Below are 11,922 nucleotides of genomic sequence, written 5' to 3'. Positions count from 1 at the left end.
TCAGGTACACCCCGGTGAGCAGCAGCACGATGAAGCTGTACAGCGCGATCTCCCCGAGCAGGAACGACCAGTGCGTCGGGAACACCTTGTTCAGCTGACGCCGCACCGCCGCAGACGGGTGATACCGCGAATCGATCGCATCGCCTCGTGCGGCGATGCCGCTCATTTTGGTAACGATGAGAAGTGCTCCTTCAGAAACCGCCCAGACTTCTCTAGCATGCTCTCGTCACGCCGCCTCTCCTGCCGGGAGCGCAATGGTCATCGGTTGGTCAGAACTATTACGGGGCGCGCGGGTATCCGATGAGGAAAAGTGGGGCGGTTGAAAGCCATGGGGCGCAATGACGTTTGACGATACGGAAGTCCTGATCATCGGAGCCGGGCTGGCGGGACTGCGGTGTGCCGGATTGTTGAGCAGCGCCGGCCGCGACGTCCGCGTGTGGGAGGCCTCCGACGACATCGGCGGACGCATCCGCACCGACGTGATCGACGGTTTCCGCTGCGACCGTGGGTTTCAGGTACTGAATCCCGCATACCCCGAGTTGAAGCACGCCACCGACGTGTCGGCGTTGCGTCTGCAACCCTTCGCTGCCGGTGTCGCGGTCCGGCGCGAAGTCGACTCTGCCGTGTGGGTGCATCCCCTGCGTGCGCCGACGAAGGTGCCCGCGATGCTGACGGGCGGTGGGCTCGGTCCCAGGGACATCGTCGCGGTGGGCCGCTGGGCCGCCGCCGCGGTGCGACCCCGGGCGCTCAAGGCGCCGGGCCGCGTCGACACCTCGCTGCGGACGGCGCTGGACCGTGCGGGAGTCTCCGGCGAGCTCCGCCGCGTCCTGGACAGATTCCTCGCCGGCGTGCTCCTCGAGGACGATGGCGTCACCTCCAACGCGTTTGCGCTGCTGCTGATCCGCATGTTCGCGCTTGGCGTGCCTGCCCTTCCCGCCGAGGGCATGCAGGCGCTGCCGCGTCAGCTCAGCGCCGGCCTTGACGAGGCAATCGCGTTGCAGCGCAACGTCATCGAGCTGGCCCGGGAGGGAGCGGGCTGGCGGGCATCCGATGGAACGCACGGCATCCGCGCGCAACACGTCGTCGTCGCCACGGACCCGGTGAACGCCGCGCGACTGGCGGGGGTCGCGGTCCCGCCGATGCACGGCGTCGTGACCGACTGGTGGGCGGCCGACGAGGCGCCGTCCGGGCCACCCATGTTGTGGGTCGACGGTCGGTCGGATCCGCCCGGCCCGGTGCTCAACACGGCTGTGATCAGTGCCGCCGCACCGACGTATGCGCCCGCGGGCCAGCACCTCATCGTGGCTTCGGCGCTGATGGCGAAGGACGGGCGGGCGCCGGACGAAGCCGTCACGCGCGCGCATGCCGCCAGCATTCTCGGCGCAGACGAGAAGCGGTGGAGGCTGGTCACTCGACATCTGGTGCCCCACGCGCTGCCGGAACAACCGCCGCCACTGTCCGTGCGCCGCCCCGTCCGCACCGCCGACGGCATGTGGGTGTGTGGCGACCACCGCGACACCGCGTCGATCCAGGGTGCGCTGGTGAGCGGACGTCGCACCGCGCAGGCCATCATGGACGCATGACGCCTGCCCTGGACGATCTGGTGCAGCGCCTCCACGTGGTCGCCTTGCCGATGCGAGTTCGTTTCCGCGGCATCGATGTTCGTGAGGTTGCCTTGATCGACGGCCCCGCGGGCTGGGGTGAGTTCGGCGCCTTTCTCGAGTACGGGCCCGACGAGGCGGTCCACTGGCTGGCGTCGGGTATTGAGGCTGCCTACGTCGAATCGCCCACGCCGCTGCGGGAGTGGATTCCGATCAACGCCACCGTCCCCGCCGTTCCGGCGTCGCGGGTACCCGAGGTGCTGGCCCGATTCCCCGGCGCGGGCACCGCCAAGGTCAAGGTGGCCGAGCGGGGTCAGTCCCTCGCCGACGACGTCGCCCGCGTCAACGCGGTACGCGAGCGGGTGTCCGTGGTCCGTGTCGACGCCAACGGTGGCTGGACCGTCGCCGAGGCGGCGGCCGCTTGCACGGCGCTGACGGCGGACGGCCCGCTGGAGTACCTGGAGCAGCCCTGCGCGACCGTGCCCGAGTTGGCCGAGTTGCGCCGCCTCGTCGACGTTCCCGTGGCGGCCGACGAGAGCATCCGCAAGGCCGACGACCCATTACACGTCGTGCGATCCCGAGCGGCCGATGTCGCCGTCGTGAAGGTGGCTCCACTCGGCGGCGTCGCGCGACTGCTGGACATCGCCCGCCAGATCGACATCCCGATCGTCGTGTCCAGCGCCCTCGATTCCGCCGTCGGCATGTCGAGGGGCCTCCTAGCCGCGGCGTGCCTGCCCGACCTGCGGCACGCCTGCGGACTCGGCACGGGTGGGCTCTTCGTCGAGGACGTCGCCGACGCTATCGCGCTGATGGACGGACGGCTGCGCGTCGGGCCCGTGGTGCCCGACCCGGCGCGACTGTCGACGCTCGCCGCGGCGCCGGGCCGTCGGGACTGGTGGATCGAACGGGTCAGAGCCTGTTACCCGTTGCTGTCCTAATCCGAGGGGTCCATGGCATAGACGCCATGGCTGCCGTCGTCGACACTGAGGAGGTGAAGCGGTCGGTGGTGCTCGTCGGGTTCCAGGGTGTGCAGGCCCTCGACCTGGTGGGCCCGTTCGAAGTCTTCACCGGCGCGACGCTATATCTCTCGGGCCAGGGCCGCCACGACGACGGATACGAGGTGACGATCGGCGCCGCCGACGGACAGTCCGTCAGCACCGGTACGGGTCTGGAGATCGTCGCCAAGCCGCTACCCGATCCTCGACAGGCCGTGGACACCGTCGTCCTGCCGGGCGGATTCGGCACCGATGCGGCCCGCCGCGACCAGGACCTCATCGGGTGGATCCAGGCGGTCTCCGGGAGTGCCCGGCGCGTCGTCAGCGTCTGCACCGGTGCGTTCCTGGCCGCCCAAGCCGGCCTCCTCGACGGCTGCCGGGCCACCACACACTGGGCGTTCGCGAACCAGCTGTCCCATGAATTCCCCTCCGTCACCGTCGATCCCGAACCGATCTTCGTGCGAAGTTCCCCGACGGTGTGGACGGCGGCCGGTGTCACGGCGGGTATCGACCTTGCGCTGTCGCTCGTCGAGGACGACTACGGCACGGACGTCGCGCAGACCGTGGCCCGCTATCTGGTGCTCTACCTGCGCAGGCCTGGCGGTCAGACGCAGTTCGCTGCGCCGGTGTGGATGCCGCGGGCCAGACGGGCACCGATCCGTTCGGTGCAGGAGGCCATCGAGTGCGAGCCCCGTGGCCCGCACAGCGTGTCCGATCTCGCCCGCCGCGCGGCCATGAGCCCACGTCACTTCACCCGCGTGTTCACCGACGAGGTCGGCGAGGCGCCGGGGACATACGTCGAGCGGGTGCGTACCGAGGCGGCCAGACGCCAACTCGAGGAGACCGACGACACCGTCGCCGTGATCGCCGGCCGGTGCGGCTTCGGTACCGCCGAAACGATGCGGCGCAACTTCGTTCGACGGATGGGCATCTCGCCTGACCAGTACCGCAAGACCTTCGCCTAGAGGAGAAATGATGCAGATCGCCATCGTCCTATACCCCGGCTTCACCGCTCTGGACTTCATCGGTCCGTACGAGGTGTTGCGGAACCTACCCGATGCCGAGGTGCGCTTCGTCTGGCACGAATCGGGGCCGATCACTGCGGACTCCGGTGCGCTCATCGTCGGGGCCACCCACGCGTTCGACGAAACCCCCTCGCCTGACCTCCTTCTCGTACCGGGCGGCATGACGACGTTCGAGCATGCTCGCGACGAGAAGCTGCTCGAGTGGGTGCGCAAGGTCGATGGCAGCACGACGTGGACGGCGTCGGTGTGTTCGGGGTCGGTCATCTTGGCCGCCGCCGGACTGCTCGAGGGCAAACGCGCCACGTCGCACTGGATGGCGGTGCCGACGTTGAGGGCGTTCGGCGTGACGCCGGTGAGCGACGAGCGGATCGTCGTGGCGGGAAAGATCGTGACGGGTGCGGGCGTCTCTGCGGGGATCGACCTCGGGATGTGGCTGGCCGGTCAGATCGCCGGCGAGGCCAAGGCCAAGGCCATCCAACTGGCGATCGAGTACGACCCGCAGCCCCAATTCGATTCCGGCCACGTCTCGAAGGCGTCTGCCGCCACCAAGGCCACCGCCGTTGCGATGATGTCGAAGGATCTGATGAAGCCCGCCCAGATGAAGGCCACCACGCTGCTGCTGTGGGAGCAGGCGATCCGCACCGCCCGCGGCCGCGGCCGCGGCAAGAAGCGTCACGAACCCGCGGTTTCGGCGCGCTAACGTTCGCCAGGCGACCGTTCGCGCGCCCAAATCGCTCCAAGTAGGGTCGACCGGGTGAATCTGGCGTACGACGACCGTGGCTCGGGGGAGCCCGTCCTGTTCATCGCCGGCCGCGGGGGAGCGGGCCGGACGTGGCACCTGCATCAGGTTCCCGCCTTCCAACGGGCGGGCTATCGCGTGATCACGTTCGACAACCGAGGTGTCGGCGGCACGGAGAACGCGCAGGGTTTCACCACCGAGCAGGTCGTTTTCGACACGGCAAAGCTCATCGAGAAGCTGGACGCCGGCCCGGTTCGCATCGTCTCGGTGTCGATGGGATCGTTCATCGCGCAGGAGCTGATGCTTGCCAGGCCCGATCTGGTGTCCGCGGCGGTGCTGATGGCCACCCGCGGCCGCGAAGACCGCACTCGCGAGTTCTTCAACTCCGCGGAGTTCGAGTTCCTCCAGACGGGCATCGAGCTGCCCGCCAAGTACGACGCGAAGATGCGGCTGCTGGAGAGCTTCTCGCCCAAGACGCTCAACGACGAGAACGCCGTGCGCGACTGGATCGAGATGTTCACGATGTGGCCGACGAAGCCGACGCCGGGGCTGCGCAGCCAGCTGAGAATCAGGCCCGAGGGCAACCGGTTGCCTGTTTACCGGAACATTTCGGCGCCCGTGCTGGTCATCGGCTTCGCCGACGACGTCGTGCTGCCGCCGCACCTGGGCCGTGAGGTCGCGGATGCCCTGCCGAACGGCCGCTACCTGCAGATACCCGACACCGGGCACCTGGGATTCATCGAGCGCCCGGACGCCGTCAACGCCGCCGTGCTCGAATTCTTCGGCGCGGGTGTATGACAGGCTGTACAGGTGAACCCGTCGACGACTCAAGCGCGCATCGTCGTCGATGAACTGATCCGCGGCGGCGTTCGCGACGTGGTTCTCTGTCCGGGTTCGCGCAACGCTCCACTCGCGTTCGCGCTGCACGATGCGGACCGCGCGGGGCGCCTCCGGTTGCACGTGCGCATCGACGAACGCACCGCCGGATTCCTCGCGATCGGACTCGCCCTGGCAGCCGGCTCGCCCGTGTGCGTCGCCATGACCTCGGGCACGGCCGTGGCCAACCTCGGGCCCGCCGTGGTGGAGGCCAACTACGCGCGCGTGCCGCTGGTGGTGCTCAGCGCCAACCGGCCCTATGACCTGCTGGGCACCGGTGCCAACCAGACGATGGAACAATTGGGCTACTTCGGCAACCAGGTCCGCGCCACCATCAGCCTTGGACTGGCCGAGGGTGCGACCGAGAAGATGGCCGCGCTCAATGCGCAGTGGCGTTCGGCAACGTGTCGAGTTCTGGTGGCGGCCAAGGGTTCTCGTAGTGCCAATGCAGGACCCGTGCAATTCGACATCCCGCTTCGCGAGCCGCTGGTGCCCGATGCGGACGAGTCGGGTGACTATGCACCCGCCGGCAGGCCGGACGGACGCCCGTGGACCTACACCCCGCCGGTGACGTTCGACGAGCCGTTGGACATCGACCTGACCCCGGACACCGTCGTCATCGCCGGGCATGGTGCGGGCGTCCATCCCAACCTCGCGGCCCTGCCCACCGTCGCGGAACCGACCGCCCCGCCTGCTGCGAACCCCCTGCACCCGTGGGCGCTGCCCTCGGTGAGGCCGAAGCAGGTCATCATGCTGGGCCGTCCGACCCTGCACCGTCCGGTGTCGACGCTGTTGGCCGACCCGGCGCTGCCCGTCTTCGCGCTCACCACGGGCCCGCGCTGGCCGGACGTATCCGGCAACTCGCAGGCCACCGGCACGCGGGCGGCGACCACCGGGACGCCCGACGCGGGCTGGCTGAAGCGCTGCGCCGACGCGAATGCCCACGCCGTCGAGACGGTGCGCGCGCAGTTGCAGGCTCACCCGCTGACGACTGGCCTGCACGTCGCGGCCGCAGTCGCAGACGGGTTGCGGCCGGGCGATCAACTGGTCCTCGGCGCGTCCAATCCCGTCCGCGACGCGGCGTTGGTCGGGCTCGATGCGCGGGGCATCCAGGTGCGCTCCAACCGTGGCGTGGCAGGCATCGACGGCACGGTGTCGACGGCGATCGGTGCGGCACTGGCCCACGACCCCACGGGCGGCCGCACCATCGCGTTGATCGGCGACCTGACCTTCGTTCACGACAGTTCCGGACTGCTGATCGGCCCCACCGAGCCGATCCCCAAGAGCCTCACCATCGTGGTGTCCAACGACAACGGTGGCGGCATCTTCGAACTGCTCGAACAGGGTGACCCGAGGTTCTCCGACGTCTCCTCGCGCGTCTTCGGCACCCCGCACGACGTGGACGTCGGCGCCCTGTGTCGGGCGTACCACGTCGAGTGCCATCAGGTCGAACTGGATGCCCTCGGGGACGCACTGGGCGAATCCTTCGACGGCATGCGCGTTCTGGAGGTGAAGGCCGACCGCTCGTCGCTGCGGGCGTTGCACGCATCGATCAGGGCGGCCATGTGAGAGCGGCCGCGATTGAGGCGCTCCGGCGGTTGAAGGCGTTGCGGCAGAGCTTGATTCCGCACTTGTACGGCGATCCCGGTGAGACGGGGCCGCAGCGAGTCATCCGGCGCGTGCGCATCGGCGTCGTCATCGTCGCGTGTCTGGTGACTCTGCAGTCGGTGCTGCTGGTGCTCGGTGCCTGGCGCAACGATCGTCAGATCGAAGGCAACATGGGGGTGGCTGCGGCGGAGGTGCTGGATGCGGGTCCACGCCGGTCGACCATCGAGTTCGTCACGCCGGACCGCATCACCTACCGGCCGGAACTCGGCGTTCTCTATCCGTCCGAATTGGACACGGGCATGCGGATTTACGTCGAGTACGACAGGGCGAATCCCGATCTCGTTCGCGTGCAGGACCGCAACGCCTCGTTGACGATCATCCCCGCGGCCTCGATCGCAGTGTTGGGCTGGTTGGCGGCAGCTGCGATACTGAGCCTGCTGGTCTACGTCCAGCGTCGGCAGGACCGTCAGGACTCCATCACCTTGGACAGCCAGTCGTTGTCGTAGATGTCCAGCTTCTCGCCGGCATTGAGGTCGAAAACCGTTGGCGTGCCGGTGTTCAACGGGTCGATCTGGTATAGGAACTCGAAGTTGGTCGATTCCATGTCGGCCAGGTCGGCCGCGCTCTTCTCGGCCGCACCCTTCTCGATCTCGTCCACCTGGACGCCGGGAACGTCGGCGTCGCGCGCGAGGTCGGCCATCTCGTCGTCCGACGGTCCAGGGCTGCCGGGCTGCTGGTTGGCCCACAGCTGTTCGACGAAGCGCTGGAACTGGCGCCCGGTGATGTAGGCGGCAACCTTGGGCACGCCGACGGGGGTGGCCGCCACGAACAGCGCATTGGCGACCCGCTCCGAATGCCCGTCGGTGGCGGGGGTGTCCAGGAACGTCATGGGCCGGTAGGTGATCGCGAGCTGGCCCGTTCCGATGTAATACGCGAACTGATCCCCGAAGTCGCGCTGCAGGTCCGCGCAGTGGGTGCACTGCGGCTCGGTGTAGATCTCCAGCTGGACGGGAGCGTCCTCGAGACCGGCGCGGATGCCGAACGAGTCCTGCGTCACCGCCACCCGAGGGGGGGTGAGATCACCGATCGCCGTACCGGGGATGCCGCGGGTGCACCCGCCCAATGCGACGACGAGGCCAACCAGCACGGCGATGGTGACCTGCCTCTTGCGCATCCCCGCATTCTCCACCCGTAGCCAGGTAGCCGTCAGACTTCGCGTGTCGTATCCCTGTTCGCAACCTTTGGGACAGGCGGAGCTGCCAGCCTTCTGGTGTGCGCGTTGCGATCGTCGCAGAGTCATTCCTCCCGAATGTCAACGGTGTCACCAACTCGGTGCTTCGGGTGATGGAACATCTCCGTCGCACGGGACACGAGGTTCTGGTCATCGCGCCGGACACTCCGCGTGACGAACCGCCCGCAGATCGCGTCCACGACGGCGTTCGCGTCCACCGGGTGGCGTCGAAGATGTTCCCCAAGGTCACTTCGCTACCGCTGGGTGTGCCCCGTCCGCGGATGGTCGGCGTGCTGCGCGGTTTCGGACCCGATGTCGTTCACCTCGCGTCACCGGCGCTACTCGGCTACGGCGGAGTGCTCGCCGCTCGGCATCTGGGGGTGCCGACGGTCGCGGTGTTCCAAACGGACGTCGCGGGTTTCGCGGAGAGTTACGGCGTCGGAGCGATGTCTCGCGTCGCCTGGGGGTGGACGCGTCACCTGCACGGCAAGGCCGACCGTACCCTCGCGCCGTCGACGTCGGCGATGGAGAACCTCGTCGCACATCACGTTCCACGCGTGCATCATTGGGGCCGGGGTGTCGACGTCACGGGGTTCGTCCCGTCGGCACGTGACGACGCGCTACGGTCCACGTGGTCGCCGGCAGGCAAGCCAATCGTGGGCTTCGTCGGCCGGCTGGCGCCCGAGAAGCACGTGGAGCGACTCGCGGTGCTGGCGCGGCGCGACGATCTGCAGCTGGTGATCGTCGGTGACGGCGTCGACAGGGCGAAGCTCGAATCCCTAATGCCGACAGCGGTTTTCACCGGTGCGCTGTACGGCCCCCAGCTGGCCGCCGCCTACGCCAGCATGGACGCCTTCGTGCACGCCGGCGAGCACGAGACGTTCTGCCAGGCCGTCCAGGAGGCGATGGCGTCGGGAGTACCCGTCATCGCCCCCAACGCCGGAGGCCCGCGCGATCTGGTGACACCGATGCACACCGGGCTGCTGCTGGGCGTCGACGAATTCGAGGCCAAGCTCCCCGGCGCCGTCGACCATCTCCTCGCCGAACGGCAGCGCTACTCGCTTGCGGCCAGGCGCAGCGTGTTGAGCCGCACGTGGCCCGTCGTCTGCGAGCAACTGCTGGGCCACTACGACGCCGTGCTGGGCCGTCGCGGCGTCCGCGCCGCCTGACTCAGCCCTGCGCGAGCTCGGCGACGGGCTGCCATTCCTCCCACGTCTTGAGGCGATTCTCGTAGTCCGCCTTGGCCAGCTGAATCGGGAGGCTGCCGAAGAAGACTCGCAGCGGCGGCTTCTCGGCGTCGACGACCTTGAGGATGGCGGCGGCAGACGCCTCCGGGTCACCGGGCTTGGAGGACCGTTGCGCGCGGGCCTTCTGAGCCGCTTCGTGAATCTCGGCGTAGTCGGCGATCTCGGCGGCATGTTTGGCCGACGGACCCGCCCAGTCGGTGGAGAAGCCGCCCGGCTCGACCAGCGTGACGTGAATGCCGAACGACTCGACCTCCTGAGCCAGCGCCTGCGAGAAGCCCTCGAGCGCCCACTTCGACGCGTGATAGATGCCGACATTCTGAAAGGCGGTGATGCCGCCGATCGACGACACCTGGATGATGTGTCCGCTGCGCTGTGCGCGCAGGAACGGCAGCGCCGCCTGGGTGATCCAGAGCGCGCCGAAGAGGTTGGTCTCGATCTGGTCGCGTACCTCGGCCTCGGAGAGCTCCTCGATGAAGCCGAACTGCCCGTAACCGGCGTTGTTCACCACGATGTCGAGCCGTCCGAAGTGGTCGTGCGCCCGCGTGACGGCTGCGAAGTCCGCCTCGCGGTCGGTCACGTCCAACTCGATGGGCAGCAGTGCAGCGCCGTACTTCGCGACGAGGTCGTCCAGCGTCGCGGTGTCGCGGGCGGTCGCCGCCACCTTGTCGCCCCGCTCCAGGGCCGCGATCGTCCACTCGCGGCCGAAGCCTCGTGACGTCCCGGTGATGAACCACACCTTCTCGGCCACGAACTCTCCTCTTCGGTTGCGCGTCGACGGTCTTCCTGCGGGGATTCAACGCAGGAGGAGGTCACCCATTCCCGGCAGCGCCACATTCACAGGTAGCGTCGATGCCGTGAGCCGTGCGACGTTGGAGAAGAACCCCCGTGAAGTCGCGTCGATGTTCGACGGCGTCGCCCGTCGCTACGACATCACGAACACGGTGCTCTCGCTCGGGCAAGACCGATTCTGGCGCCGGGCGACGCGCGCCGCGCTGCAGATCGGCCCCGGCGATGCGGTCCTCGATCTCGCGGCCGGCACCGCGGTGTCCACCGTCGAACTGGCGCAGTCGGGGGCCTGGTGCGTGGCAGCGGACTTCTCCGTCGGCATGCTGGCCGCTGGGGCAGCGCGCGACGTGCCCAAGGTGGCCGGTGACGCGACGCGGCTGCCGTTCGCCGACGAGTCCTTCGACGCGGTGACGATCAGCTTCGGCATTCGCAACGTCGTCGACCACGCGGCGGGGCTGCGCGAGTTGGCGCGAGTGACCCGGCCCGGCGGCCAGCTGGTGGTGTGCGAGTTCTCGACGCCGACCAACGGCCTGTTCGGCACGGTCTACAAGGAGTACCTGATGAAGGCGCTCCCGTCGGTGGCCCGTGCGGTGTCGAGCAACCCGGACGCCTACGGCTACCTCGCCGAGTCGATCCGCGCTTGGCCCGACCAACCCGAGTTCGCCCGCCGCATCGCCGATGCAGGGTGGGGTGCGGTGCGCTGGCGCAACCTGACCGGTGGCATCGTCGCCCTGCACGCCGCCACCAAGCCCTGAGCCCTAATCAACCCTCCCGCAATCAACCCTCCCGCAATCAACCCTCCCGCGAGCGTGCGTGTCTGCGGGCGACACGCCGCAGAATCTCCAGAGAATGCGCACGCTCGCCCGGAACGTGTCACGTTGTCTCGCAGAACGTTTGGGGCGACCTAGAACTGCTGAGTGATCCGCGCGTCGACGTCGAGGCTCATCCGCTCGGGCTCCGAACCGGCCCGCGCACATGCCATTTGAACCAGATCGGGCGAATCCGCGGCGAACACGCCGTAGAGAACCTCGTCGGTGGGCACGGCAAGCATCATCAACAGCCACACCGGAGAGCCCTCGGCGCACATGCTTGCCGTCGACGCGTCGAGATCGGCCACCATGTCGTCGATCAGTTGCCGCGTCAGGTTCGGCCGGTACCACTCCACCAGGTACCGGGTCGCGACCGAGACGGCTGAACTCACCAGGCCGACGGTACTGACGATCTGCAAGCGGGTAATCGGGGTAAACCCTAGATTTGACCCGACGTCAGCTTAACGGCGAGTTGTGCGCGCGATCGAATGCCCAGTTTCCGGTAGATCTGGGTCAGGTTCGCCTCGACGGTCTTCAGACTGATGAAGAGGGTGGCCGCGATGTCGCGGTTCGTCATACCCGATGTCGCCAGCTCGGCGATCTTCTGCTCGGTTGTCGTCAGCGTCGCCTTGTGCCGGGTGGCCACCTTCGTCCGGTCCAGTTCGTTGCGGGCCCTGTCGGCCCATAGCGAGGTCCCCATCCGTTCGAATTCGCGCAATGCCTGCCCGAAGGTCTCTGCCGCCGCGTGTTTCAACCGCAGCCGGCGCTGGAGCTGCCCGAGCAGAATGAGCGTGCGCGCCCGTTCGAACGGCATCGGCAGACGGTCGTGTTCTGCCAAGGCCGCCTTGACGGCACGCATCGCCTCGTCGAGGTCGCCCTTCGCGGCCCACCACATGGCTCGGCCCCTGGCGCCGGTTGCCAGCAGCCAGGCTCGGTCCAGCCGACTGCCGTCGGCCTCCAACTTCGCGATCATGGGCAGCGCCTCGTCGATCCGGCCCGCACCGA

At 68.3% G+C, this 11,922-nt stretch carries 14 protein-coding genes; 9 read left to right on the top strand and 5 right to left on the bottom strand.

Features of this window, described 5'->3' with window-relative positions; all coding sequences use genetic code 11:
* On the bottom strand, positions 1-166 hold a 166-nt coding region (locus VET27_RS11935; protein WP_526518284.1), incomplete at its 3' end, for a hypothetical protein.
* A 172-nt stretch (positions 167-338) separates the two neighbouring features.
* On the opposite strand from VET27_RS11935, the gene VET27_RS11930 reads away from it, so the two are divergent.
* From VET27_RS11930 to VET27_RS11900, 7 genes are read left to right on the top strand one after another with little or no spacing between them, the layout of a single operon-like run.
* Positions 339-1,583: a flavin monoamine oxidase family protein gene (locus VET27_RS11930; RefSeq protein ID WP_526518282.1), complete on the top strand. Its 1,245-nt coding sequence runs from the start codon at positions 339-341 to the stop codon at positions 1,581-1,583.
* Complete coding sequence (locus tag VET27_RS11925) at positions 1,580-2,539, top strand: o-succinylbenzoate synthase (protein ID WP_526518280.1); 960 nt, start codon at positions 1,580-1,582, stop codon at positions 2,537-2,539. Before VET27_RS11930 ends, VET27_RS11925 begins: the two co-directional genes overlap by 4 nt.
* 26 nt (positions 2,540-2,565) lie before the next feature.
* Positions 2,566-3,561 (top strand): GlxA family transcriptional regulator, encoded by a 996-nt coding sequence (locus VET27_RS11920; protein WP_526518278.1) that lies wholly within the window; start codon positions 2,566-2,568, stop codon positions 3,559-3,561.
* A gap of 7 nt (positions 3,562-3,568) precedes the next feature.
* Positions 3,569-4,321: a DJ-1/PfpI family protein gene (locus VET27_RS11915; RefSeq protein ID WP_526518275.1), complete on the top strand. Its 753-nt coding sequence runs from the start codon at positions 3,569-3,571 to the stop codon at positions 4,319-4,321.
* Between the two features lie 54 nt (positions 4,322-4,375).
* Positions 4,376-5,158: an alpha/beta fold hydrolase gene (locus VET27_RS11910; RefSeq protein ID WP_526518273.1), complete on the top strand. Its 783-nt coding sequence runs from the start codon at positions 4,376-4,378 to the stop codon at positions 5,156-5,158.
* A gap of 12 nt (positions 5,159-5,170) precedes the next feature.
* Positions 5,171-6,805: a 2-succinyl-5-enolpyruvyl-6-hydroxy-3-cyclohexene-1-carboxylic-acid synthase gene (gene menD, locus VET27_RS11905; RefSeq protein ID WP_526518271.1), complete on the top strand. Its 1,635-nt coding sequence runs from the start codon at positions 5,171-5,173 to the stop codon at positions 6,803-6,805.
* A complete protein-coding gene (locus VET27_RS11900) occupies positions 6,802-7,350 on the top strand; it encodes a DUF3592 domain-containing protein (RefSeq protein ID WP_526518269.1) in 549 nt (182 codons plus the stop codon). The genes menD and VET27_RS11900 overlap by 4 nt, the downstream gene beginning before the upstream one ends.
* On the opposite strand, the gene VET27_RS11895 is transcribed toward VET27_RS11900, so the two are convergent.
* The gene (locus tag VET27_RS11895) at positions 7,311-8,018 is read right to left on the bottom strand and encodes a DsbA family protein (protein ID WP_526518267.1); all 708 of its coding nucleotides are present in this window, start codon (positions 8,016-8,018) and stop codon (positions 7,311-7,313) included. The two genes, VET27_RS11900 and VET27_RS11895, sit on opposite strands and share 40 nt — an antisense overlap.
* Positions 8,019-8,116: 98 nt before the next feature.
* Here VET27_RS11895 and VET27_RS11890 point away from each other — a divergent pair, with 98 nt between their 5' ends.
* Positions 8,117-9,244, top strand: a complete 1,128-nt coding sequence (locus tag VET27_RS11890) for a glycosyltransferase family 4 protein (RefSeq protein WP_526518265.1) — start codon at positions 8,117-8,119, stop codon at positions 9,242-9,244.
* A gap of 1 nt (position 9,245) precedes the next feature.
* On the opposite strand, the gene VET27_RS11885 is transcribed toward VET27_RS11890, so the two are convergent.
* Positions 9,246-10,070 (bottom strand): SDR family oxidoreductase, encoded by an 825-nt coding sequence (locus tag VET27_RS11885; RefSeq protein WP_526518263.1) that lies wholly within the window; start codon positions 10,068-10,070, stop codon positions 9,246-9,248.
* Between the two features lie 106 nt (positions 10,071-10,176).
* Here VET27_RS11885 and VET27_RS11880 point away from each other — a divergent pair, with 106 nt between their 5' ends.
* On the top strand, positions 10,177-10,863 hold the full coding sequence (locus VET27_RS11880) for a demethylmenaquinone methyltransferase (RefSeq protein ID WP_526518261.1): 687 nt from the start codon (positions 10,177-10,179) through the stop codon (positions 10,861-10,863).
* 149 nt (positions 10,864-11,012) lie between these two features.
* Here the strand turns inward: VET27_RS11880 and VET27_RS11875 are convergent, their stop codons facing one another.
* The gene (locus VET27_RS11875) at positions 11,013-11,309 is read right to left on the bottom strand and encodes a hypothetical protein (protein WP_526518259.1); all 297 of its coding nucleotides are present in this window, start codon (positions 11,307-11,309) and stop codon (positions 11,013-11,015) included.
* Between the two features lie 47 nt (positions 11,310-11,356).
* On the bottom strand, positions 11,357-11,922 hold a 566-nt coding region (locus VET27_RS11870; RefSeq protein ID WP_526518257.1), incomplete at its 5' end, for a helix-turn-helix transcriptional regulator.

The organism is Mycobacterium sp. (assembly GCF_035633495.1).
Lineage (GTDB): Bacteria > Actinomycetota > Actinomycetes > Mycobacteriales > Mycobacteriaceae > Mycobacterium.
Note: the sequence above shows the minus strand (reverse complement) of the source record. Positions and strands in the feature narration are given on the sequence as shown.